At 42.2% G+C, this 25,314-nt stretch carries 16 protein-coding genes; 3 read left to right on the top strand and 13 right to left on the bottom strand.

Annotated features, from left to right (window positions below; genetic code table 11):
* Positions 1-10 precede the first annotated feature (10 nt).
* The 4 genes from FHS60_RS00270 to FHS60_RS00255 form a co-directional block, all read right to left on the bottom strand.
* Positions 11-1,018: a vWA domain-containing protein gene (locus tag FHS60_RS00270; protein ID WP_183693423.1), complete on the bottom strand. Its 1,008-nt coding sequence runs from the start codon at positions 1,016-1,018 to the stop codon at positions 11-13.
* A 51-nt stretch (positions 1,019-1,069) separates the two neighbouring features.
* The gene (locus tag FHS60_RS00265) at positions 1,070-2,149 is read right to left on the bottom strand and encodes a hypothetical protein (RefSeq protein WP_183693420.1); all 1,080 of its coding nucleotides are present in this window, start codon (positions 2,147-2,149) and stop codon (positions 1,070-1,072) included.
* 49 nt (positions 2,150-2,198) lie between these two features.
* On the bottom strand, positions 2,199-3,065 hold the full coding sequence (locus FHS60_RS00260; protein ID WP_183693415.1) for a DUF58 domain-containing protein: 867 nt from the start codon (positions 3,063-3,065) through the stop codon (positions 2,199-2,201).
* 119 nt (positions 3,066-3,184) lie between these two features.
* Positions 3,185-4,183, bottom strand: a complete 999-nt coding sequence (locus FHS60_RS00255; RefSeq protein ID WP_183693412.1) for an AAA family ATPase — start codon at positions 4,181-4,183, stop codon at positions 3,185-3,187.
* A 689-nt stretch (positions 4,184-4,872) separates the two neighbouring features.
* On the opposite strand from FHS60_RS00255, the gene dnaE reads away from it, so the two are divergent.
* From dnaE to FHS60_RS00240, 3 genes are read left to right on the top strand one after another with little or no spacing between them, the layout of a single operon-like run.
* Positions 4,873-8,724, top strand: coding sequence for a DNA polymerase III subunit alpha (gene dnaE, locus FHS60_RS00250; protein ID WP_183693409.1), 3,852 nt, complete (start codon positions 4,873-4,875; stop codon positions 8,722-8,724).
* A 47-nt stretch (positions 8,725-8,771) separates the two neighbouring features.
* Entirely contained in the window at positions 8,772-9,086 is a 315-nt protein-coding gene (gene trxA, locus FHS60_RS00245) for a thioredoxin (RefSeq protein ID WP_183693406.1), read from the top strand.
* A 3-nt stretch (positions 9,087-9,089) separates the two neighbouring features.
* Positions 9,090-9,419 carry a hypothetical protein gene (locus tag FHS60_RS00240; RefSeq protein WP_183693403.1) on the top strand — a complete coding sequence of 110 codons (330 nt, stop codon included), beginning with the start codon at positions 9,090-9,092 and terminating at the stop codon, positions 9,417-9,419.
* A gap of 210 nt (positions 9,420-9,629) precedes the next feature.
* Here the strand turns inward: FHS60_RS00240 and FHS60_RS00235 are convergent, their stop codons facing one another.
* The 9 genes from FHS60_RS00235 to FHS60_RS00195 all read right to left on the bottom strand — a co-directional run bounded on the left by FHS60_RS00235 (position 9,630) and on the right by FHS60_RS00195 (position 25,258).
* Positions 9,630-12,182, bottom strand: coding sequence for a transglycosylase domain-containing protein (locus FHS60_RS00235; RefSeq protein WP_183693400.1), 2,553 nt, complete (start codon positions 12,180-12,182; stop codon positions 9,630-9,632).
* A gap of 56 nt (positions 12,183-12,238) precedes the next feature.
* The gene (miaA, locus tag FHS60_RS00230) at positions 12,239-13,150 is read right to left on the bottom strand and encodes a tRNA (adenosine(37)-N6)-dimethylallyltransferase MiaA (RefSeq protein WP_183693396.1); all 912 of its coding nucleotides are present in this window, start codon (positions 13,148-13,150) and stop codon (positions 12,239-12,241) included.
* Positions 13,147-13,707 carry an IS1096 element passenger TnpR family protein gene (locus FHS60_RS00225; protein ID WP_183693393.1) on the bottom strand — a complete coding sequence of 187 codons (561 nt, stop codon included), beginning with the start codon at positions 13,705-13,707 and terminating at the stop codon, positions 13,147-13,149. The genes miaA and FHS60_RS00225 overlap by 4 nt, the downstream gene beginning before the upstream one ends.
* 30 nt (positions 13,708-13,737) lie before the next feature.
* Complete coding sequence (lpxA, locus tag FHS60_RS00220; protein WP_009348247.1) at positions 13,738-14,517, bottom strand: acyl-ACP--UDP-N-acetylglucosamine O-acyltransferase; 780 nt, start codon at positions 14,515-14,517, stop codon at positions 13,738-13,740.
* Positions 14,518-14,530: 13 nt separating this feature from the next.
* Positions 14,531-15,916 (bottom strand): bifunctional UDP-3-O-[3-hydroxymyristoyl] N-acetylglucosamine deacetylase/3-hydroxyacyl-ACP dehydratase, encoded by a 1,386-nt coding sequence (locus FHS60_RS00215; protein ID WP_009348248.1) that lies wholly within the window; start codon positions 15,914-15,916, stop codon positions 14,531-14,533.
* Positions 15,917-15,928: 12 nt separating this feature from the next.
* Positions 15,929-16,957, bottom strand: coding sequence for a UDP-3-O-(3-hydroxymyristoyl)glucosamine N-acyltransferase (lpxD, locus tag FHS60_RS00210; RefSeq protein ID WP_183693390.1), 1,029 nt, complete (start codon positions 16,955-16,957; stop codon positions 15,929-15,931).
* Between the two features lie 770 nt (positions 16,958-17,727).
* Complete coding sequence (locus FHS60_RS00205; RefSeq protein ID WP_183693387.1) at positions 17,728-19,899, bottom strand: RagB/SusD family nutrient uptake outer membrane protein; 2,172 nt, start codon at positions 19,897-19,899, stop codon at positions 17,728-17,730.
* Positions 19,900-19,990: 91 nt separating this feature from the next.
* Positions 19,991-23,401: a SusC/RagA family TonB-linked outer membrane protein gene (locus FHS60_RS00200; protein WP_244957381.1), complete on the bottom strand. Its 3,411-nt coding sequence runs from the start codon at positions 23,399-23,401 to the stop codon at positions 19,991-19,993.
* A 33-nt stretch (positions 23,402-23,434) separates the two neighbouring features.
* Positions 23,435-25,258 carry a hypothetical protein gene (locus FHS60_RS00195; protein ID WP_183693385.1) on the bottom strand — a complete coding sequence of 608 codons (1,824 nt, stop codon included), beginning with the start codon at positions 25,256-25,258 and terminating at the stop codon, positions 23,435-23,437.
* Between the last annotated feature and the right edge of the window lie 56 nt (positions 25,259-25,314).

Genomic DNA, 25,314 nt, shown 5'->3' with positions numbered 1-25,314 from the left:
CTTTTAAGTTTTACTCAGGAATACGCCTAAACCAAGTGATGCGCAATAAAACCTCCAGCAAGAGGCTCACGAAGGCAATGATAGCAAACAACTGGTAAGCTTCGTAGTGGCGATCATAGTTGGCAATTTTTAGTTTTGTTTTCTCCAGCTGATCTATATCGTTATAAATATCGCGAAGTTTTTGCTTGCTGCCAGCTTGGTAGAAAATACCTCCTGTTGACTGGGCTATCTCTTTTAGCGTTGACGGGTCTGAAGAAGTTTCAATCGGAGCAGTATAAGTTTCTCCGTTGGGCAACGTAGCAACGGCCTGCTGCATGGTACTGGAAGAGCCTAGAAGAATAGTGTAAACGCGGATTCCCAATTTCTTGGCCATTTCTGCAGCTGTTAGCGGGGATATATCGCCAGCATTATTTTCACCATCGGTCAAGAGTATGATGACTTTGCTGGGAGCTTTACTCTTCTCCAAATGAGCTGCAGCGGAAGCAATACCCATACCGATGGCTGTTCCTTCGCTAATGACGCCTTGCGCTTGAAGGTTACAACTCACATTCTGAAACATACCTAAAAGTGTTGCATGGTCAGTGGTGAGCGGACATTGCGTAAAAGCCTCTCCACCAAAGAGAGTCAAGCCTATATTATCGTTGGGACGATTATTGATAAACTCATAGGCCACTTGCTTTGCTGCCTCCATACGGTTAGGCTGCAAATCGGGCATGAGCATACTCGTGGAAATGTCCATCGTCATCATAATATCGATTCCCTCCGTTTCCTTGGTGCTCAGAGCTGTATTAGTCTGCGGTCGAGCAAGGGCTACAACCAATGCTATAAAAGCAATGATGCGAAGGAAAAACGGAACGTGCCGCAGTCGTATGCGCAAAGTTCGCGGCATATCGGTCATGAACTCCGTTGAAGAGAAAAGCAGCGATGGTTGCCTCCGCACGTGAAAGAGAAAGTGCCAAGCCACAAAGGGAATTAGCAACAGAAGTAAGAGAAAATATAATGGACTTTCAAAAGTCATTGTTCTATCGTTTTACTTAAGAGTTAATGGAGAATACAAACGTGGCACTTATCAAAGGAAGGTATTCACAATTTCTTCCAACAGATAAATCAACAAAGCTAAGGAAGCCAGGGACAAAAGAACCAAGCCTATATACATACCGATACGTATGCGCTGCTGCCTTTGCTCGCCGCCGATAACAACCATCTTCTTCTGAGCTGACGTCTCCACTTCGGATTGTTTGGTTTCATTGACATAGTTCACTGCCACAAGCAGGCCGTGTTTAGCTTCAGTAAAGGAACTTTCATATTTGGCAAACTTAACAAGGTCGGCTGTACTCAAAAGTTCTTGCAACTCCTGCAAACCTATCTTGTCGTTTGATGTGATCAAAGCGTTAATAATCTCTTGAGAAGTCATCTCACGTGCATTGATGCCGAAACGTTGCATAATGTACGTTCGTAAGATATTGGTGAGTTGTTCGTAATATTCCTTGTGAGATAAGACAGAGGAATCTACTTGCTGCTTCATCTTCTCCATTTCTTTCATTGCCACAAGGTGTGGCGCTTCGGGTTGCTCCACCGTTACAACTCGTGTAAGAGGGGCTTTGTTGGATAAACGCATGGCCAACATAACTACCAAGACCAGCATCACAATGAGCAGGAGCGAGAGAAGCCACAAATGCCAGGTCCAACTAAAGGGCATATCAACTGGATCAAAAGGGCCGTTGAAGCGATCGTAGTGAACGGTGTCTACAGGGATTGTACCTACCTTCAGCCCCACAGAATTGCGCGAGTGCACAGTGTCACCATTCACCATCACATAGGGAACGATATTGTAGAGCGAGGAATCAAAACTTGTCACTGTATAGCGGCGTTTTAGTTCTATACGCTTTCCCGCATTCAATAAAGTTGTATCTATCCGACTGCCTGCTAGCACCTCAACGCCAGGGGTCACTTCTTGTCCATTCCCAAACTCGGGAAATACCACACGCTGCGACTTTCCTGCCGTCACTTTCACTTGTATCTGCACCTGCTCTCCAATACGGATTTCAGCTGTATCAAGTTTTGATTCAACAACAACCTGCGCCATTGTGACAGAGGCTGCCACCCACGCAAGTAATAGTAGGATATTTCGAATAATAACAATTTTCATTCGCTCGTTATTTCTCATTTATGAAAGTTCCAATGCATCCTGCTTCTTTCTACCGACTTTGCATCAAACGCTTCAAACCTTCGATGTAGTCCTCATTGGTAGCCAACGATGCTAAACCTACGCCACTCTTTTTGAAAGTTTCTTCTAAATGTTTCTTTGCTTTCGTCCAATGACGCTCATACCATAGGCGCACTTTCTCACTGGAAGAATCCAACAATTCCACATGGCCCGTCTCAGCATCCGCCACTTGCAAGAGGCCCACATTGGGAAGCTGCACCAAACGATTGTCGTAAATTCTCACAGCCACTAAGTCGTGACGATGAGCTACCATTCGGAGTTGCTGACTATAATCTTTAGAATCTAAAAAATCGGAGAGTAGAAAAGCAATACTACGACGTGAAAGTGCACGCATAAGATGCTCTAAGCCAACACTAATATCAGTACGGCGCGACTGTGGCTTAAAGTTCAGTAGTTCTCGGATAATATAAAGTACGTGCTTGCGCCCTTTCTTTGGAGGAATGAAGAGTTCCACTTGATCAGAGAAAAAGATGGCTCCCACTTTATCGTTATTTTGTGCAGCAGAGAAAGCCAACGTTGCAGCGATTTCCGTGATCACGTCGCGTTGAGAACTCTCTCCCGAACCAAAAACAAGACTACCGCTCACGTCTATAAGCAACATAACAGTTAACTCTCGCTCTTCTTCATATACTTTAATATGAGGACGATTGGTACGCGCCGTTACATTCCAATCAATGTCTCGGACATCGTCTCCTGGCTGATATTCACGCACTTCAGCAAACGACATTCCTCTACCTTTGAAAGCCGACCGATATTCACCTGCAAATACATTATTTGTCAAAGCGCGAGTTTTAAGCTCTATGCGCTTTACTTTCTTCAATAATTCTTCTGTATCCACTATACCTCGTCTTGGGATTTTACTCTCTTCCTACTTTCATCTTATTATTTATATGCCGCAGTTTCTCAAATTTGTTCCTAAAAATGCCATTCCTGTTAAAGAAACTGTCTATAAAGAATTTAGGGCACTTCAACCTTATCAACAATAGCCTTGATAATGCCATCGGCTGTCATATCCTCGGCTTCGGCCTCATAGGTCAAACCTATGCGATGACGCAGAACATCATAGACAACCTCTCGCACATCTTCTGGCACTACATAGCCGCGGCGTTTCAGGAAGGCTGTAGTGCGCGCTGCCAAAGCCAAATTGATACTGGCGCGCGGAGAACCGCCGAAGCTGATATATTTCTTCAAGTCGGCCAAGCCATAATTCTTTGGATTTCTTGTAGCCATCACAATATCGGCCACATATTGTTCGATGCGTTCGTCCACATAAACCTGCTTTACAACCTCGCGGGCTTTTATTATGCCTTCCACATCAATAACAGCACGAACCTCTTCTGAATAATCCGCCTTGAGATGAGAGCGAACTATGGTCTTTTCTTCTTCCAGAGTGGGATAATCAACCAATGCCTTCAGCATAAAACGATCCACCTGGGCTTCAGGAAGTTCGTAAGTTCCTTCCTGCTCTATCGGATTCTGCGTGGCCAAAACCAAGAAAGGATTGGGCAAAGAATAAGAGGTGTCGCCAATCGTCACTTGGTGTTCTTGCATCGCTTCGAGTAGCGCACTCTGCACCTTTGCCGGAGCACGGTTGATCTCATCTGCTAAAACAAAATTCGCAAAGATGGGGCCTTTCTTTGTCTCAAAACGTTCATCGCGCTGACTATAGATAAGCGTACCTATAACATCAGAAGGCAAGAGATCGGGCGTAAACTGGATGCGACTAAAGCCTGCATCTATGAGTTTCGCCAGCGTCTTAATGGCTAAAGTTTTGGCAAGTCCTGGAGCACCTTCCAGAAGCACATGACCATTACTAAGCAAGCCAATGAGCAAAGAACGAACTAGATGTTTCTGCCCTATTATGACTTCCGACATTCCTTTTTCCAAATCTGTTACGAAGCCTGTTTGAGCCTCGATTTGCGCGTTTAATTCTCGAATATCTACTGATTCTGCCATATTAATAAGTCGATTTTATTTTGCAGACAAAAGTAGTCCTTTTCCCTTGAAGGCATCTATAAAAAGTGCAAAAAAGCAAGAAAGACGATATCTTCAAGACTAGCAAAGCAAACTTTTCTCTCCTTATTTCAACATTTAGAGAAGAAACTTATACGCTCAAAGTCGTGCTTTTTTAGACTCTCTCAAAAACACTCAAGAAGAATTACAATAAAATTGCACACAGCTACTTAAGTAAATCAAAGTTCTTTTCGCGCACTTTTGATTATTTATATTCTCTCAAACATCCTTATTGCGTTTGGGAATACAATAAGGCTATCAGCTGACATCCTTATTGCGTCAGCTGACGCCATTATTGTAGTTACGGCTGCAATATGGAAAGCGATATCAAGAAGCATCCTTCCCCTCTCCCGTTCTTATTTTTTTGTTGTCACGTCGTCATGTTGTCACACTTCAGCCATAACCAACTGAAAGCGTACACATTATGCGCGTGACAACGGTGTGACAACAAAAACTTTCATCGTCACACAATTAAAACATTGTATATCAACAATTTTACACACCTGTGACAACGTGACAACAAAATTCCACATTCCTTGGTAAGAGAGAGTACTAAAAAGACGGCAAGTGTTTATAGAGTATTCACTATTCTATATTTTCTTCGTACTTTTGGAAACTCTATCATAACAGACATGGAAGATTTCGTACACTTACACGTTCACACTCAATACTCTATTCTTGACGGACAATCCTCAATTTCTGCCCTCTTGAAAAAGGCTATGAAAGACGGAATGAGGGGAATGGCTATTACCGATCATGGAAACATGATGGGTATCAAGGATTTTTTCAACACTTCTAAGAAAGAAATCAAAAAAGCCAAAGACGAATTAGCTGCCGCTCAGGCAAAAATGGAAGCCCTTCAAGCGGGCATATACAAACGTCCAGAAGAAGATCCGAATGCAGGCATGTCTGACGAAGAGCTTCTGAAAAATATTGAAGCACAAATGCCTCTTTTGGAGCGCCGCGCTAATTTCAAGCCAATTTTTGGCTGTGAAATGTATGTAGCTCGACGTTCCATGACGCTAAAAGAAGGACGGCAAGACCAAGGTGGTAATCACTTGATAGTTTTAGCAAAAAACGAGAAAGGGTATCATAATCTTATCAAACTGGTTTCAAAATCTTGGGTGGATGGTTTCTATATGCGGCCGCGTACAGATCATGACGAATTGGAAAAACACCATGAAGGACTCATTATTTGTTCTGCTTGTATTGCTGGTGAAGTTCCATCAAAAGCTCTCCACGATGATTTTGAAGGTGCGGAACAAGCGGCTTTATGGTTTAAGAATATCTTTGGCGATGATTACTATCTTGAGCTTCAACGGCATGAAGTAAAAGATAAAACAATCAATGCAAATAAAGAAACTTTTAGTTTACAGCAACGAGCAAATAAAGCCCTTATAGACATTGCTCACAAACACAACATCAAACTTGTATGTACTAACGACGTACACTTTGTAGAAGAAGAGAACGCAGAGGCGCACGATCGCCTGATATGCCTTTCGACAGGCAGAGACCTAGACGATCCTAAAAGAATGATGTACACCAAGCAGGAGTGGTTTAAGACGCAACGGGAAATGAATGAGATTTTCTGTGATATTCCCGAAGCAATACAAAACACATGCGAGATTTGCGACAAGATAGAAACATATAGTATTGACCACTCTCCTATCATGCCAAACTTTGCCATTCCTGAAAGTTTTGGAACAGAAGAGGAATATCGCCAACGCTTAACAGAAGAAGACCTTTTCAAAGAATTTACTCGCGATGAGAACGGGAATGAGATCATGAGCGAGGAGGAGGGTCGTAAAAAAATTGAGAATCTTGGTGGATACGACAAACTCTACCGAATCAAGTTTGAAGCTGACTATCTTGCCAAAATATCCTACGAAGGAGCTATTGCACGATATGGCGAGCCCCTGAGTGATGTGGTAAAAGAACGCATCAACTTCGAATTGCACATAATGAAGACCATGGGATTTCCGGGTTACTTCCTCATTGTGCAAGACTATATCAATGCAGCACGCAAAGAATTGAATGTTAGCGTGGGACCAGGACGCGGTTCTGCCGCAGGAAGTTGCGTAGCCTATTGTTTGGGAATCACACAGCTTGACCCTATTGCCTACGACTTACTGTTTGAGCGTTTTCTCAACCCCGACCGTATATCTTTACCCGATATTGATGTTGACTTCGATGATGACGGTCGAGGCCGCGTGCTGGATTGGGTAACACAAAAATATGGAGAAGAAAAATGCGCACACATTATTACATACGGCACGATGGCTACAAAATTGGCTCTCAAGGACGTAGCCCGTGTGCAAAAGTTACCACTCGCCGAAAGTAACCGCCTCTGCAAACTCATCCCCGATAAACTCCCTGAAGGACCCGACGGGAAGTCGCCTAAGATGAACTTAGATAATTGCATAAAGGCTATTCCCGAACTTCGCGAAGCAGAGACATCTCCCAATCCGCTCATGCGTGACACGATTCGTTATGCCCGCATGCTAGAGGGCAATGTTCGCAACACGGGCGTACACGCCTGCGGATTTATCATCTGCCGTGATAAAATCAGCGATTGGGTACCTATATCTACGGCTGAAGACAAACAGACGGGAGAAAAACTTCATTGCACGCAGTACGAAGGTCGCGTCATTGAGGAAACAGGCCTCATTAAGATGGACTTCTTAGGGTTAAAAACCTTGACAATTATTAAGGACACCTTAGAGAATATTCACGATAGTCTTGGCATTGAGGTAGATATTGAAAAAATTCCTCTCGACGATGAAGAAACCTACGCACTCTTCAGCCGTGGGGAAACAATTGGTACGTTCCAGTTCGAGTCCCCAGGTATGCAAAAGTATCTACGTGAATTGCAGCCTAACTGTATAGGCGACCTTATTGCCATGAATGCGCTCTACCGTCCAGGACCTATTGCATATATTCCTTCATTCATTAAGCGTAAACACGGTGAAGAGCCTATTACTTACGACCTGCCTTGCATGGAGAAATACTTGAGGGATACTTATGGAATCACCGTTTATCAAGAACAGGTGATGTTGTTAAGTCGTGAAATTGCCGACTTCACCCGTGGAGAAAGCGATACGTTGCGCAAAGCTATGGGTAAGAAGCTCATCGATAAGCTAAACCATATGTACCCTAAATTTATCAAAGGCGGAACAAAGAAAGGTTATGAAGAAAAAACGCTGGAGAAAATTTGGAATGACTGGCGCGCCTTTGCTTCTTACGCTTTCAATAAGAGTCACGCAGCTTGCTATGCTTGGATAGCTTACCAAACGGGATACCTAAAAGCTCACTACCCTGCACAATTTATGGCAGGCGACATGAACTCGTGGTTAACTAATATCACTACACTCACGAAGTTGATGGACGAATGCAAACGCTTAGGAATCGACACCCTCGGTCCAGACATCAACGAATCGATGATGAAGTTCAGCGTCAATCATCATAGCAAAATTCGCTTCGGGCTCGCTGCAATTAAAGGTTGCGGAGAGGCGGCAATGAAAAATATTATTGCAGAACGAAAGGAAAACGGAGAATTCAAGGACATCTACGACTTTGTGGAGCGCATTGACCTTTCGAGTTGTAACAAGAAGAATATCGAAAACCTTGCAATAGCAGGAGCTTTCGACAGCTTTGGCATAGCTCGTGAACAGTTTGTTGAAAAAGGCGAGAATGGAGAAACATTTATTGATATCCTTGTTCGCTACGGCCAACAATTCCAGATGGAAAACAATACAGCGCAAAATTCTCTCTTTGGAGACTTCAATGCTATTGAAATCTCTAAGCCAATGATTCCTCAAGGCCTTCCAGAGTGGAGCAACTTAGAGAAACTTAACAAAGAGCGCGATCTTATTGGTATTTACATTTCAGGGCATCCTCTCGACAACTTCAAAGTCATCATTGAGAAGGTATGCACAACTAGAATGCCCGAATTAGAAGATGTCTCAGCGTTGGCTAAACGCGACATCACACTTGGAGGCATCGTTACCAATATACGAACGGGCTTCACTAAAAAAACAGGAAATCCCTATGGTTTTGTTACGATAGAAGACTATAGCGGTAGTGGCGAAATTGCATTCTGGGGTGAAGACTGGGCTCGCTGGAGTGGTTATATGAACATTGGTAATTCCGTATTCATCACGGCTTTTGTTGGAACAAAACGCTACAATCAAGATGAATATGAAGTACAAGTCCGAAAAGTAGAGTTCTTAGGTGACGTGAAAGATAAAATTATTCAACGCATCAATATAACTATTCACTTGAATCGCTTAGACCAAAGCACCGCTGCAGAACTTGCATCGATAATGAGTCGCGATGAAGGTCACACAGAAGTTATATTCCACGTTTACGACGATGAAACAAAGATGAACGTCCAACTGATGTCGCAAAGTTGCTTTGCACTTGTAGACACAGATCTTATTACTTTCCTAGAAGAAAGTCCGTGCCTAGAATATAAAATTGGATAAATGGCACTATCTTTGCGAAGCATATATCAAACTAAAATAAATATAATATGGAAAAAATCATCTCCGAACAAAATTTCGACGCAGAATTGGCGTCAAAGCAACCTCTTGTAGTAGACTTTTCAGCTACATGGTGTGGCCCTTGCAAAAAGGTAGCTCCAATCATGACCGAATTGGCAGAAGAATACGAAGGCCGTGTTACTGTTGGCAAAGCTGATGTTGAAGAATGTGCAGGATTGGCAGCTCGCTATGGTATAGCTAGCGTTCCAACGATCCTTTTCTTCAAAGATGGAGAACTTGTCGACCGCATGGTAGGCGCTGCTCCCAAAAGCAAGTTTGCTGAAAAGTTTGACACTCTCCTTTAAGTCATGGCAAGTTTTGAAGAAGAGCTCCTGCAAGACGAGCTCGACGACGCACAGACCGTTGCCTTTATTCAACAGCAAATACCACAGGAGTTGAAAGAGAAGTTCACCGAAGAACAACTCTACTACTTCCTTGATGTCATCACAGAATACTACGCAGAAAGTGGTATCCTCGATGCCGAGCCCGACAAAGATGGATTTATAAATATCGACGTTGAAGCCATTGCTGCTTACTTAGCAAAAACGGCAAAACGCGAACATATCGGCGATTTCTCTCCCGAAGATCTTATCTTCGTTGTAGAAGCAGAGATAGATAGTCACTCTATAGAAGAGTAAAAGCATATGTATTAAAAGACTGCAGTCCTATGGTTGTGATCTTTTTTATGTTGTCCTATAAATCCGTAATCCTATTGGTAATATCCCTAAAAAATCTCCCTTTTTAGGCGTTACAGATAAGACTCTTCTATCGCCTAAGTATTTTACGGACAGCTATAATAAAACTAACGGCAAGTTTACTCATTTGCAAACCTGCCGTTAGTTTATTTTTTAGTTAAAAAGATCTTCACCAGAGTCTTTTTCCTTTTTCACTTTCTGCGTACCAGTTTTTTGCGAAGAGATCACAGTACGGGAAGAACTACTTTGTACTTCCTCTGGTCGCGGCGTAACAGCAGGTTCTTCTAACGGTTCTCCACCTCCTCCCATCAAATCATCAGCGGAAGAGTCTAAACTATCTGACTGATGAGAAGAAAGAGAATCTGCAAGATTATCAGAAGGAGCTGAGAAATTAAAATCTCCACCATAAGTAGCAGGATCAACAACTTCAGGTGTTGGTGCATAACGCTGTCTGTACTTCTGCCCAAGCTCGGCATCTGCCAAAACTTTTTGCATAAAGAGCCCTACAATCGGCAGAGCTGTTCTACTCCCTTGTCCTAAAGCTCCAGTTCGGAAGTGTATGCAACGGTCTTCGGCTCCAACCCAAGCACCACAGACAAGTCCTGGCGTAACTCCAACGAACCATGCATCAGAGTGGTTATTCGAAGTACCTGTTTTTCCACCTGCATCTATCTTTTTATTCCACAAAGCACTACCTAAGTAGCTCTGAAAGGATTGTGACGTACCACCAGAATCTGTCATACCAGCCTCCAATATCTTTTGCATATAGAAAGCAGCCTTCCATGGAAGAGCTTGTACGGGCTTCGCTTCTGTCTCGTAGACTACATCACCATCTTGATTCACTATTTTTGTAACCAAAGTGGGTTCGATATAAGCACCATAATTGGCCACGGCACTATATGCTCCAACAATTTCTTCTAGCTTCACATCGCTTGCACCTAAAGTCAATGCAGGAGCATCATCTAAAGGAGATTTCACACCTAAATCTTGAGCGGTACGAATTATCTCTGGAATACCCACTTCCTGCCCTAAGCGTACAGCTACCGAATTTATACTTCGAGCAAAAGCCGCACGTATGGGCATATCAATGCCTGAAAAACGGCCATTAGCATTTGTGGGACGCCATACTGTATTTTCTTTTTTAACTTTATCGTAGACAGTCATCTCAATCATCTCATCTCGACGAGTATCGGCAGGCGTAAGACCTTGCTTCATTGCCGTAGCATACACGAAGAGCTTAAAAGTAGAACCAGGTTGACGCATGGATACTACTTTATCATACTGCCAAGTCTTATAATCAATATCGCCCACCCAAGCACGAACATAACCAGTCTGCGGCTCCATTGCCATAAAACCTGCGTGCATAAAACGGACCATATATTTCAAAGAGTCGACCGTTGACATGATTCGTTCTTCTGGACCATTATAAGTAAAGAGTTTTACCTTATGTGGCTTATTGAGAAAATAAGTTACAGAGTCTGGATCGTTGGGATAACGAGCCACCAACTGCTTATAGGTATTTTCTTTCTTCAAACGATCTTCTATAAAGTTCGGAATAATATTTCCGCGCTCATCACGCCAAGGATCTTGCCCACGCCAATGATTGTCGAAGTTGTTTTGCACAGTTTTCATTTGCTGCGTAACAGCTTCTTCCGCATATTTCTGCATACGCGTATCCAGCGTAGTATAGATCTTCAGACCATCTGTATAAGGATCCAGATCGGGACACTTTTCCTTAATATAGTCAGCTACGGCATCGCGGAAATAGAGAGCTTGCCCATCAAGAGCGCTTTCCACACTAAAGTCCAACTTCAAAGGAAGTTTTTTCAGCGAATCGGCTTCTTGACGCGATAAGAAGTTGTGAGTGTACATATTCTCCAACACCACATTGCGGCGTGACTTGCTTCGCTCAGGATTTGTACGAGGATTATAGGCCGTAGTAGCCTTCAGCATTCCCACAAGTACTGCGGCCTCTTCAGGCTTCAGTTTAGCGGGAGTTGTATTAAAGTAGGTCTTGGCAGCAGTCTTTATACCAAAAGCATTTGAGCCGAAATCAACAGTATTTGCATACATTCGGAGAATGTCTTGCTTAGAGTTGGTCATCTCAATCTCTGTTGCAATAATCATCTCCTTACTCTTCATAATGAGGATTCTAACACCAGGTATTTTACCCAGAAGACCTGTACCATATTCAGAGCGAACTTTAAACATATTCTTCACCAACTGCTGCGTGATTGTTGAGGCACCGCGAGCATTACCTCGGGTGGCATCTTTAGCAGCAGCCAGCATTCCTTGGAAGTCAACGCCGTGGTGCTTATAGAAGCGTTCGTCTTCGGTCGAGATCAAAGCTTTGAAGAATACAGGATTGATGTCCTTATACTCCACAGGCATACGATTTTCACTAAAAAACTTGCCGATAACTTTCCCATCAGCACTATAGATTTCAGAAGCCATTGCTGTTTTAGGATGCATAATCTCGTTCAGCGATGGTGACTTTCCAAAGAGCCAGAAAAGGTTGAAAATGACTGCGAAGATATAAAAGATGAGAAAGGCTATAAAAGAAGAAAGGGCCACAATGGTTTTCTTCCACCATGGCAGGCCTTTGTATAAGCTTTTATACCAGTTCCAAAATCCTTTTAACTTGCGATTACACCAACAAAAAGGACGAAGAAGGGTATCCAATAAAGACTTTTTAATTTCTGACATATTTCAATACTTATTGATATGCAAAAATACAGCAACAAAGCCATACCTGCAAAGATTTAGATTTTTTTATACGCCGCCACGGCATCGTGTAATCTATCAAAGATCGAGCTTTCTTCTGGATGAAACCAGCAGACACTTTCATCACGCTTGAACCACGTGAGTTGCTTTTTGGCATAAACACGTGTATTCTTACGCATTCTATCGAGAGCAAAGTCTAACTCCCATTCTCCATCTAAATAATTGAACAATTCTTTGTAGCCCACGGTATTCAATGAGTTACAATTACGAAAAGGGAGCACACGCCGCACTTCAGCCAAAAGCCCCTCATCCATCATTGCAGAGACACGGAGATTTATTCTATCGAACAATTCGGGGCGTGGGCGATTCAGCCCAACCTTTATAATATTGAAAGGACGCAGCTTCTTCTTTCCCGTACGAAAAGAGGTAAAAGTCTGCCCTGTTTGGTAACAAATCTCAAGGGCGTGCAACACACGCGCAGTATTTTTCCTATCCACGCATTCGTAATAAGCAGGATCAAGCAGGCGCAACTCGGACACCAAAGATTCTAAGCCTTCTGCTTCGTAACGAGAATGCACCATTTGGCGCGTTTCATCCGTCACCGTTGGAATGTCATCAATCCCATTGCAAACGGCATCAATATACATCATTGAGCCACCGCTCATCACGACAACCTCCTGCTGTTCAAAAAGCTGAGCAAGCAATTGAAGTGTATCGGCCTCGTATTGTGCAGCACTATAGTAATCCTCCAAACCAAGTGTACCAACAAAATAATGTTTTACACGAGCTAGCTGCTCGGGAGTGGGAGCGGCTGTACCTATAGGAATATCACGATAAAACTGGCGACTATCAGCACTAATAATGCAGGAACCGAACTGCTCTGCAATTTGCAAAGACAATTCGGTTTTTCCTACGCCCGTAGGCCCCAAAATGACGATAAGAGTTTTCAATAGGGCTGTCCGTCGCTTATTTCGAATCCCTCCAAATCGAGTTCATCATCATTGAATTGTGGACCTTCTGCACCAAAGAGTGCATCATCTTCTACCTCTCCTGCTCCAGCAGTAGCGGTTTTGGGAGCTGGCATAGAGAAGTCTAGCTCTGCTATTTGCTGCGGAGCAGTTCCTTTAGAACGTACAACTTTGGGGGCACTCAAATTCTTTCCTGGAATCTCTTCGCAAACCGTAGCATAGAGCATTCGGTCTGAAAAGGGATCGAACACGAACACGAGTCGTTGTCCTTCTTCTTCCAAGAACTCACTAAGGCGCGTGTTCTCCATGACATAAACATCCTCATCAGCACTAGATGCGCCCATGTCCTCACGCGTCACTTGCTGACCGCGTTCCCATTCTTCATCACACAGATAGAAGGATGTCATTTGATCGTCTGGATAATTGCAGGAAGCAAGAATCGCTTTATTCAAATCGAGGAAAGTTGCATCGCTGTCGATTTCAAACTCACGCAAGAAGCCTTCAACCTCGTCTGAGATAAATTTTATTTTTAATATCATACTTTATTAGCACTATTGAAAGGACTACCATTAGCCAGCAATAATACCACGCTGTGAACTGCTACAGAAATCTACGATATAGTCTATTTCCTTGCAGCCACCGAGGGTTTCACGCACTTCTTCGAGGCGTTCTTTCATCAATTTTTCACTATCGTAAATAATCTTATAAGCCTTATGCACCTTTTCGATAACTTCGGAAGAAAATCCTCTGCGACGAAGTCCCACAAGATTCAAACCACAATACTTTATAGGTTCTCGAGCGGCCATTGTGAATGGAGGTATGTCCTGACTAGTGCGAGAGCCTCCACCGACCATTACATAACTACCAATGCGACAGAACTGATGCACGAGAACATTTGCAGACAAGATGGCAAAGTCGTCAATGACAACCTCACCAGCAAGCTTTGTGGAATTTCCTATAATACAACCGCTGCCGACAAAGACATCATGAGCCACGTGCATTCCCTCCATCAGCAGGTTATTACTGCCTACTACGGTCTTGCCCTTCGCAGCAGTTCCACGGTTGATGGTAACATTTTCACGAATTGTATTATTGTCGCCAATTTCAGCAGTAGTTTCTTCACCGCGAAACTTCAAGTCTTGAGGAACAGCACCAAGTACTGCACCTGGGAAAACCACATTTCCATTTCCCATCCGCGTGCCGTAGAGCACAGTCACACTATTCATCAAGCGGTTATTATCGCCAATAACGACATTCTTATCAATAAAGCAGAAAGGACCAATTTCGCAGTTCTCTCCAATTTTAGCCTCGGGATCGACGTAAGCCAAAGGACTTATCTTATTTGCCATAGCTATTCAATGATTATTTGTTTTCAACAAGTTGAGCAGTAAAAGATGCTTCCATAACTGCAGTTTCGCCCACAAAGACAAAGCCATGCATAGATGCAATACCATGACGAATGGGCGCTGTCATACGCACTTTGAAAAGCAGCGTATCACCAGGTACAACCTTCTGACGGAATTTAACACCATCTATTTTCAAGAAGTAAGTACTACACTTCTCTGGATCCTTCATTGTGTTCAGCGTGAGCAATCCGCCGGCTTGAGCCAAGGCTTCGATTTGCAAAACGCCGGGCATAACAGGCTCTTTGGGGAAATGCCCTTGGAAGAAAGGCTCATTGCTTGTAACATTCTTAACCGCTACGATATAGTCGGAGCCCATTTCAATAACTTTGTCCACCAGCTGCATCGGATAGCGATGTGGAAGCAAAGCACGAACACGATTGATGTCCATCAATGGTGCTTGATTTGGGTCGTACTTTGGAGCTTGCACTTCGTGTTTGCGAATTTCACGACGCATCTGTCGTGCAAACTTATTATTGATGGTATGACCAGGTTTGGTGGCAATAATTCTACCTTTTAGCGGGCGACCAATCAGTGCCATATCGCCGATGATATCCAGCAATTTATGGCGTGCAGGCTCATTGCGCCACTCGAGCGGGCGGCGTTGGATGTAGCCCAGCTTCGTTGCATCACGATGATCCACATGTAGATTGTCGGCTAAGAGATCGAGCGCACCTTGCTCCATAGGTGTTTCATAGATAACAACAGCATTGTCCAAATCGCCACCTTTGATAAGCCCCATCTTGAGCAGAGGCTCTATTTCTCGAACGAAGACAAAGGTGCGAGCAGGTGCTATCTCCTTTCCGAAATCTTCCATATTGTCAAGCGTAGCAAACTGGCTACCAATAAACTCTGAGTCGAAAGAAATCATAGCCGTCAGAGAGAATTGCTCATCGGGAAGGATGATAATGCTAGAGCCTGTCTTATCATCGCGGAATTCTATCTTACGTTTAATAACGAAGAAATCTTTCTCTGCATTCTGTTCTTCAATACCCACCTTTTGAATATTGGCCATATAGATTTCTGCACTACCATCGAGGATAGGAAACTCTGGTCCGTTCACCGATATAAGGCAGTTGTCAATACCACTGGCATACAAGGCAGCCATGGCGTGCTCAATCGTGGAGCAACGAGCCTCGCCTTTCGCAATGACAGTACCACGAGATGTATCTACCACATTTTCGGCAATGGCTTCAATGAGTGGTTCTCCTGGTAAATCAATACGCTGAACTTTATATCCGAAATTCTCTGGAGCAGGATTGAACGTCACGGTCAGGTTCAAACCTGTGTGGAGTCCTTTTCCGAAAAGAGAAAAACTTCCTTTGAGAGTTTTTTGCTTAAACATAGTCTATACGTTTCATTTATTTTCGAAAGCACGCTTCAAGTCGTTCACGTCCTTCCACAATTCGGGGAGATTCTTAAATACTGCAGAGCAACGAGCAAACTGGCGAGCGTCCATTGCAGGAGACCCAATAATAACCTGGTCGGACTTACGCACTTTTCCAGCAATACCTGCTTGTGCTCCGCTACGAGTGCGGTCGGCAATCTCTATATGACCAGCAACGCCAACCTGTCCGCCAAACATACACCACTGACCTATCTTGGTTGAGCCAGCCACTCCTACTTGAGCCGACATCACTGTATTTTCTCCTATATCGCAATTATGAGCAATCTGAACGAGATTGTCGAGCTTCACGCCCTTGCGCACATAGGTTGAGCCCATAACGGCACGATCCACACAGGAATTAGCACCTATCTCTACATCATCTTCAACGATGGCATTGCCTATCTGAGGTATCTTCTCGTAGCCTCCTTCAATCGGAGCAAAGCCAAAACCATCAGAACCAATGCAGCAACCAGAATGAAGAATTACGCGGTTACCAACATGACAATCGTGATAAACAGAAACATTCGGATAGAGGATACAATTCTCCCCCACCGTTGCGCGTTCTTCAACAACTACTCCTGCATAAAGTTGCGTGCCATCACCGATAACAACATTCTCGCCCACATAAGCATGCGGACCTACATAAACATTCTTACCAATCTGTGCTGTTTCGGCCACACAAGCTTGCGGATGAATACCAACGCGCGGCTGCGACATCGTTTGCTGATACAATGTCAACAAACGTGCAACACAAGCACGTGCGTCTTCAACACGTATCAACGTGGCAGTAACAGGCTTAGATGGTTGAAAATCTTTATTAACTAATACGACACTAGCTTTCGTGTCGTAAAGATAGTGTTCATAGTGAATATCAGAGAGAAAAGTAATGGCACCTGGTACACCTTCCTCTATCTTTGCAAACGTAGTTACAACGGCCTTGGGATCTCCCTCAACCTGTCCTTGCAAATACGCTGCAATCTGCTCTGCATTAAATTCCATAGCGTGATTATAATCTTATAATATGCGAAGATAAAGGAAAGTAAACGAAAATGCAAAAAAGCTTCGCCTTTTCTCACTTCCCTAGCTGCATTTTCAGTGGCTTCTGTAAGATTTAAAAGAGCTAAAAGATAAACCGAATTTCAGTTGTTTATAAATCGCACTCCTTCCATTTTAATCCTTAAGCTACATTCTTTCGCTCGTGTCAAATTCATTCTCCAACATCACAACATAAACTTTAATGACACAACTTAAAAGCAAAAAGACGCTTTATTTTACAACGTACTTTTCCATTCTAGAAAAGGGAAAAATATGGAAAGCGTCAAAGAGGCAAAACAAAAAGACTAATAAAAGGTTAGCATTGGAAGATTTCTTATTCTTATGGCCAAATCTCATCGGAATCCATCGTATTTCCTAAAGGAAACGAAATACTACCCTTGGAAAAGCTCTGTTTTTCCTTATTCTATCAACTGACGCTATAAGGATGTCGCCCAACATCCTTATAGAATTTGAAAATTTCCTTATTGTATTTTCCCATCCGCCAATAAAAAACAGAAATAGAGCTATTTTTAGGAAGTGCAAGCCTGCGTTATTTTAGGGCATGTATCCTTTAGTTGATTTTCAAACGATTCTCAGGGTTATAGACTGCGATATTATTTGACACTTTTGCCTTTTTAGATATCCATAAAAAGAGGATGTAAATATAGAATATAAGAAGAGCGTACCTTAGTTAGATAGATACGCCCTTCAAAATTATGGATTAAAAGAGAATCTTATTCGTGTGGATTTCTTAAATACCAGTTACTCTGTGTCATCAGCGTATTATACAACGTGGTGTTGTAAACATTTGGCTGTTCATAGAGTTTGAGATTCGTACTACGACGAGCAATTTGCCATGCCATCCAGCTTGTACCATGAGTTGCTGTGAAACGACCAGAAGTGTCACTATTCTTATGACGAGCGAAACGGCAGAGGTCAGCAAAACGATAACCTTCAAAGCCTAACTCACGTGCACATTCATCAGAAATAAGGTCTTCAACAGCATCAATCTCCAGGGGATTGGCATCAGAAACACTAGGAGCTGTCACTTCTGTATAACTCCAACGCAATGTATCAAGATGTGTAGGACCTGTTGGAGCTAACGTAGAGAGCAACTTACGAGCATGGGCACGAACACCTGCCGACATATTGTTCATACGATTTGCTTCATCAAGAATACGTTGAGCCACAAGCACGAAATAAGTATTCTGCTTGTCTTGTTCCTTGTACAAGCCACCACCCAATTCATTTATACCAATATTCTTAGTGAATGGAGGTTCCGACAAACTGAAATCTGCAAAATCTGCATCAGCATGGAAGCGAACAAGTTCGTCAGCATCAATACCAATCATATCGCGCTCAACAGTTGTACTATCAATAACAGATGTTATATATTTAGTTCTTTCTGTATCATTATAGATTGTGTCTTTCTTCAGGCCAGGAATGCGTTGACCATTCAGACCACCACGAAGAATTGAGAACGCCAAATGAGGATAGCCACTACGATTGAGGGCTTCAGCCAAACGAAGATATACTTGATTAGTACGATAGAGATCGATTACATAGCGGAAAGAGAAGCTTGTAGGCCATGGATTTCCAGAAGAAGTGCTACCAAATTTCTGTATGAAGCGTATACGGCCACCTTCAGTAACCACTTCTGGTGCTGTTCCATAATAACGGGCATCACCATTATCCAGATGCTTAACATCCGTAATCACATCTGCAGTCTCCTCATAAAAAACATAGTCAAGATTTTTATTGATGGCGTTGAAACGCTGAGAAGGGCCAACTTGACGATGCTTATAATTTGCCTTCAGAGATATTTTACCACTAGTAGTTGTAGTCGAAGAAGAACTGGAAGACGAACTAGAAGAAGAACTAGAACTGGAAGAACTCTCATTCGTTGTGGTTGAGTTAGAAGAATGTATATCAAAGCCAAAAATAGCTGGGATACGCGTTAGAGTTGTACCAAAAGCAGTGTTAGCTGCTGAAGGAACTTCTGTAATAGAACGCTTAGAAACATTACTTGACTCAGAATAGAGACTAGTCCAATTTGAACTATATGGAATATAGTCTTCTGTGCTTCCCAAACGAAACTTTACAACTGATGCTCTGTAAGAGGCAGAAACAAGCGCTGCAGCATTCTTCAGATAGTCATAGTAATGTTTTGCTGCTTTAGAAAAATCAGACTTACTTGCACCACGAAGGAGATAGAGATCTCCTAAAACGAGGTCACCACGGAACAACATATTGGCATGCTGGATATTACCTGCACCAGTATTGAAAGAACCATAATTGGGAAGTCCATAGGATTTTTCATAAGCCAGGGCTTGTTCTAAGTCGGACTTCACAAGATCCAGAAGATTGTCAGCTGTTGCCCAAGCTTCAGGATTCTTTTCCCAACCAGTATTGGCACTACGAACAGGCTTTGTGATATAAGGAACACGACCATAGTTCTGCACCAACTGCATGTATGTCCATGCACGAATCAACATAACCTGTGCTGCTTCTTTACGCATATAATAGATGCTATTCTTAGAAGCCAAAGTATCTACTTTCGAGAGATAGAAATTACACTGGTTGATAACTTTATAATAAGCTGAACGATTTAACAACGCATTTTCTCCATCAGCAGAACGCTTGAAATTAGCAATGTCTGCAATAGAGTCAGAAGTAAACATCGTTGTATCCGCCAAATCGCCACGGAGCTCACCGAGCAAAGTGTTTTGCTCAACAACGTCCTGAACATTTGCAAGAATACCAAGGTAGAAGTTCACCGTATCTTTGCCGTTAAAATTCTCGGCATAACGATTCAAATCAGGGGTCAGCATATCTTCGCAGGACGTTGTTGTTGCACCAAGTCCCAAAAGTAAGGCGAAAAGACCTAAAATAGATTTTGCTTTCATTGTTGTGATATTTGTAGTTGACTGGCAATCTGTGCGAGAAAGATAGAGCAAAACTCTATACATTCTCCACAAATTGACAAATCTTTATACATTACAAGTTGATAGTTACGCCGAAATTAAAGCTACGACTTGAAGGCAGATAGCCAGCATCAACACCCTGATAAAGGACGCCATTGCCAACAGAAACTTCTGGGTCGGAGCCGAGGTATTTAGTAACCGTGAAGACATTGTTCACTTCGCCCCAAACAGAGAGTCCTTGCAACCAGCTCAAATTCAACGGCAGTTTGTAAGTAAGGCGAAGTTTCTTGAGCTTCAAGAAAGAACCATCTTCAATCCAACGATCAGAGAAACGCTCGTTATTAACCCACTCATCATTAGTGGAAGCCATGGGACGAGGAACATCTGTGACCTGACCTTCGTAACGCCAGCGATTGACAACGGCCGTAGTCTGATTCCAAATGTTATTTTGAGATTCAAGCTGAGAACGCTGGTAGTTGAAGATATCGTTACCTAAAGAATACTTGAAGATAACATCCAGCGTCAGTCCTTTCCAAGACAACGTAGTGTAGAGGTTTCCGTAAATTGTTGGGTTAGGATTACCAATTTCAACCATATCAGCTTCATTGATCCAACCATCACCATTCTGATCTACGAAATGCACATCACCAGCTTTGAAATTGCGATAAGGGCTAGATGCGATGCCGGTTGGATAACGAAGATAGCCATACTTACCTGCTTGAGCTGCCTGAGCATCAGTGCTAAAGACTCCTGCTGTTTTGTAGCCATAGAAGACACCAACAGAACGACCGACTGCAGAAAGTATATTCTTATTACCATAAACACTAGATAAAACTCCATGGAGAACCTGTGCAGATTCTTCAATGCGCTTACCATTAGCATCGAGAGGATAAGAAGTGATATAGTTCAAGTCCGAAGTTGGCAGCTTAGTTAATTCATTCTTGTAATGACCTATGGTGAAACCTGCTTGCCAACGCCAATCTTTATGATTGATTAGAACCGCATTAGTATTGAACTCAACGCCAGTATTCTTCAAAGCACCATCATTTGCCCACATTGTTCGAAGACCTGTAATGTCACTAACAGATTTCTGTGCCAAGAGATTAGAGGTCTTAGCGTAGAACCAGTTGAGTCCCAAAGACAATCTGTTATCAAACATATTAGTATTCAAACCCAAGTTGAGCTTGCGAGTCGTTTCCCACTGAATAGTAGGATTCTCGATATTAGCAAGAACAAGAGCTGTTGCACGATCAAGATACTTGCGATTGGCAAAATAAGTGCGGCTCGCATAGTAATCGACATCGTCATTACCACTTACTTCATAACCAGCTGTTAATTTCAGATAGTTAATGGCTTTTACGTTGAACCAATCTTCATTGGAAACAACCCAACCAGCCTGGAGTGAAGGGAAGAAGCCCCAACGAACACCTGCTAACTTAAGACCATCTTTCGCTTCCTTGCCGAAACGAGAGGAGGCATCCATTGCTACAATAGCATTCAGGAAATAGCGATTACGATAATTGTAACTACCATTTACATAATAGCTCAAATTATTCCAAGTGTCATTTGTACCACCATAATCTTTATATTGCAACGAATAAGACATATTAGGCATCTTATCATTATCGTTGTTATAACCAGAAACATGGCTATCACTATAAGAATAGGCAGAGTAGCGGAATCCACCTAAAATATCTACAGCGTGTGCACCAAACTGACGAGTCCAATTCACTTGGAAGTCATTGAACAAAGTAGTTTCTTTACCAAACTGTGAGCGCACGATGCTATAAACATCCCCCAAACCTTCTACCTCCATAGTGGGAGTGCCATTATAAGGCAAATAGTACTTCTCATTTGAACGGCTCAAAATGTAGCTAAAGCGGTTCTGAATAGTGAGGTACTTATTAACTTGATATTTAGGAGCGATATTCAGATTAAATTGAGTTTGTTCCTGATAATTCTTATTGTTTCCTTCACCATTGAGCAAAGTCCAATAAGGATTAACAAGTCCAGCAAAGCCATACTTGCTTGCAAAAGAGAAAGGATTATTGGTATCGTTATAATTTTTACCAGCATAAACCTTATCAGTATGACCAAGATACAGGCCTCCGTTCTTATAGCCTACAAAATAAGCATAGGGACTAATGAATGGAGACTGGATAAGGCCAAGAACATTCGGAGAAGAAATATGGCGTCGAGAATAATCTTCTGCCCAACCATTATCACGCAGGTTATATGCATTACGTGCATAACCTATATCTATAGAGGACGTAAGATTCTTTGTCAGCGTAACATCTGTATTGAAGCGAATGTTCAAACGATTAAAGTCATTCTTCTTCGCTGTAGCATTACTCTGAGTAAAACCCAGAGAAAGGTTATACATAGCGATATCATCACCGCCTTCTACACCAACCTTATAATTCTGAGTAAATGCTGTACTATAAAGATCCGACTGCCAATCCGTATTGTTATGATACATCGGATAGAACAAATAGTTAGGATCTTCATTCAAGAATGGAATATTCTGGCTAGAAGAGAGGCTCTTTGCATATTCCGTTGTACCTAAAAACTCAGAAACATAGCTACGATACTGATTACCATTCATCACAGGAATCTTATTGTGAACTGTTTCAAAGCCGCCATATGCACGAATCTTGATGCGAGTAACCATGCTATGACCACGACGCGTGGTAATCTTTATGACGCCATTAGCACCACGTGAACCATAAAAAGCTACACCATTCTTAATAGTTTCAACACTTTCAATATCCTCAGGGTCAATGATGTTGAAAATATTATTAACAAAGCCATCGTGAAGAGTCGCACGATTGTACTGCATATCTTGCACTACACCATCAATAACGACAAGCGGCTGCGTATTTGCATTCAGAGAGTTCAAGCCATTCATCAGCAAGAAAGCACCTTGTGCAGGCATACCACCACGATTAATTGCGCGAACATTTCCATTCAAATGATTTTCAATATCATTCTCGATCGTGATTGCACTTGAATTATCAAGGCTCATGCTAGCAGTATTGAAAATATCAGTGCCATCTCCATAGAGTGATTTTACAATACCATTATACAAAACTGCATCTTGCTTTTCAGCATCTTTGATACCCAATTGTACTGCATTATAGCCATCAAGGTTCACGTACAAAGCAGTTACGAATATAGGGACAGAAATAGTATAAGCACCATTTTCATCAGTCATCGTAGTGTAGAAGCGATTACTCAAAGCTTGCACACGAACACCTGCTAAAGGCTTTTTTGTTGCCGCATCGAAAATATGGCCAGAAACTTGTTTCATTTCATACTTCGGTGCCACGGTCTTAGCCTTGGCTGGAGCGACCTTTGTCTGAACCGCAACTGCGGTAGTGTCTGCCTCTTGAGCTGACAGCACGCATGTACCAGACAGCATGAAAAGGCATACACCTGCACGAATAACTCCCTGCATCATGTTAGTTCGTTTTATATTATTCATCTTAGACTTACTTTAGTATGTTAACAAGAATTATTATTCGCGAACGGGCTCGAGAATCACTTTGCTGATATTCAGGGATTTCGTTTTACCACGAGTCTGATTTCTACGAGAGAGCGTAAAACGCAGGCGTGGGAAAGAAACATAACCAGCAGGCAGATTTACATAGCACTTCGGGAACTCAAATGAATCAAAGAGAACATAACTCTGAATTGTATCATTGGAAATCGTAATGTTCTTTGCACTACCAATAGAACGATTAGTTACATCGTCAATGATATCACAATCGAACGTTGTGGTTTCCGTTATTTCTTGTCCTGTGGTACGATCGTACTGAATATTAGCAATGTTAGTACGGTTCGGAAGCATAATAGCACTGATTTTATACTTTGTACTATAAATATCATTCAAGATGATATCGACAGTCATGTTACCGTTTGATGCTTCAAAGCGACGATACATGTTGTTTTCAACACTACCCTTTACATTATCATTACGATTAGCAGGAGTCAATTCAACAAGCGTTCCTTGACGAGTTGTCAGAGCGGTTAAGTCATTTTGGGTTGTAGCTATGAAGAAACCATACTGCAATTTAATTTCGTTCTTAGAAACAAATGAATAAGCAGGATTTACATTATAGCTATTAACTGCATAGATGTAACCATTTGAAGCTTTGTAAGGAGACTGTCCATTAAAGATAGGATTGACACCACCTGGATTGGAATTATAATAAGTCACATTATTTGTAGACTTAATAGAATCTGCATGAGTAGCGTAATGATTCACCTGAGCTGAATCTGTCTGATTTGCAACAGGGAATTGACTAGTACTGAAGAATGCACTACTAATAAGCATATCCTTAGCACTATACGACTGCAGAGAGTCTGCATTCACACGAAGAGCATTATTGTCTGTTTTATCAAAAACACGACGCTCACTTGACCAATCGTACGCATAGCTACTTCCATACTTGAAAAGAGAACTAACAGAATTAAACGCCGTTTCAAAAGCAGCATCAGAAGGAAGAACTGCAATGTAGAGCGAGTCTTCATTTTTTACTCTTGCACCACAAGCGTCTAAAATCTTGTTAGTCTGGTAGTATACAGAATCAACATATACCATTTGGCCTTTTTCATTCATTGCTCCTTGAGTACTACCTGCTTCGAAGAACCTTTCCTTGTCAATATTAGGATCTTTCAAAGCTGTCCAAACCTTTGAGAAATTAGAGTTTGCAGCAAGATAGTCATAGATATTGTATGCAAAAGGAGAACGGCCATTTAATAGATGTAAAGAACCATTTGTAGACACGATATTACCTGCAGAAGCATCAACAGCTACGGAGTTAAAGAGATTCTTTGAAACCTCGTAAATACTCACTTTAGCATTCAACAGACGTACTTTTTGCTCACCAACATTAGATTCATTGCTAAAACGTGCAACATGATTAAGAACAAATTGGTTAGCTACATCATAATTAATTTGCCAAGCTTCGCGATTAGATTGTGAAGTCGGATCAGAAGACTGTGCCAACAATTGATCACGCTTGTTAAGTAGGTTCAAATAATAAGATGCATTATACGTACCATCTTTAGGTGCCCAAACAGTGAACGTCTGAGCCTGATTGAGAAGTTCACCCAGAGTCTGCTTTCCACTCTTGTCGTTAGCATTCTTCATGACATACGTACGACTCATAATCATGGCAAGAGAGTCTGTAGCACCATTGCTTTGTATATTTTCCCAAAGAGTCTTGGAAGAAGCTGCGCTACTTTTCACATCATAATGGTCATCGGAACATGCGGTTGTCCCCAAGAGGACAAGAGCACCCATAAAGCCATAACGAGCAAAATTTATAGATTTCATATTCTTTTCTGTTTTCAATCGGTTATTGGAATGAAAAGTGGGCAGTCTCCTAACAT

The sequence above is a fragment of the Alloprevotella rava genome (assembly GCF_014195585.1).
In the GTDB taxonomy this organism is placed as follows: domain Bacteria; phylum Bacteroidota; class Bacteroidia; order Bacteroidales; family Bacteroidaceae; genus Alloprevotella; species Alloprevotella rava.
Note: the sequence above shows the minus strand (reverse complement) of the source record. Positions and strands in the feature narration are given on the sequence as shown.

What these genes read in the sequence shown, in the direction of transcription:
- lpxA (WP_009348247.1), bottom strand. Translation starts at nt 14,517, where the DNA reads ATGGCAAATAAGATAAGTCCTTTGGCTTACGTCGATCCCGAGGCTAAA.
- dnaE (WP_183693409.1), top strand. Translation starts at nt 4,873, where the DNA reads ATGGAAGATTTCGTACACTTACACGTTCACACTCAATACTCTATTCTT.
- FHS60_RS00195 (WP_183693385.1), bottom strand. Translation starts at nt 25,258, where the DNA reads ATGAAATCTATAAATTTTGCTCGTTATGGCTTTATGGGTGCTCTTGTC.
- FHS60_RS00265 (WP_183693420.1), bottom strand. Translation starts at nt 2,149, where the DNA reads ATGAAAATTGTTATTATTCGAAATATCCTACTATTACTTGCGTGGGTG.
- lpxD (WP_183693390.1), bottom strand. Translation starts at nt 16,957, where the DNA reads ATGGAATTTAATGCAGAGCAGATTGCAGCGTATTTGCAAGGACAGGTT.
- FHS60_RS00255 (WP_183693412.1), bottom strand. Translation starts at nt 4,183, where the DNA reads ATGGCAGAATCAGTAGATATTCGAGAATTAAACGCGCAAATCGAGGCT.
- FHS60_RS00270 (WP_183693423.1), bottom strand. Translation starts at nt 1,018, where the DNA reads ATGACTTTTGAAAGTCCATTATATTTTCTCTTACTTCTGTTGCTAATT.
- FHS60_RS00205 (WP_183693387.1), bottom strand. Translation starts at nt 19,899, where the DNA reads ATGAAAGCAAAATCTATTTTAGGTCTTTTCGCCTTACTTTTGGGACTT.
- FHS60_RS00200 (WP_244957381.1), bottom strand. Translation starts at nt 23,401, where the DNA reads ATGAATAATATAAAACGAACTAACATGATGCAGGGAGTTATTCGTGCA.
- trxA (WP_183693406.1), top strand. Translation starts at nt 8,772, where the DNA reads ATGGAAAAAATCATCTCCGAACAAAATTTCGACGCAGAATTGGCGTCA.
- FHS60_RS00240 (WP_183693403.1), top strand. Translation starts at nt 9,090, where the DNA reads ATGGCAAGTTTTGAAGAAGAGCTCCTGCAAGACGAGCTCGACGACGCA.
- FHS60_RS00215 (WP_009348248.1), bottom strand. Translation starts at nt 15,916, where the DNA reads ATGTTTAAGCAAAAAACTCTCAAAGGAAGTTTTTCTCTTTTCGGAAAA.
- FHS60_RS00225 (WP_183693393.1), bottom strand. Translation starts at nt 13,707, where the DNA reads ATGATATTAAAAATAAAATTTATCTCAGACGAGGTTGAAGGCTTCTTG.
- FHS60_RS00235 (WP_183693400.1), bottom strand. Translation starts at nt 12,182, where the DNA reads ATGTCAGAAATTAAAAAGTCTTTATTGGATACCCTTCTTCGTCCTTTT.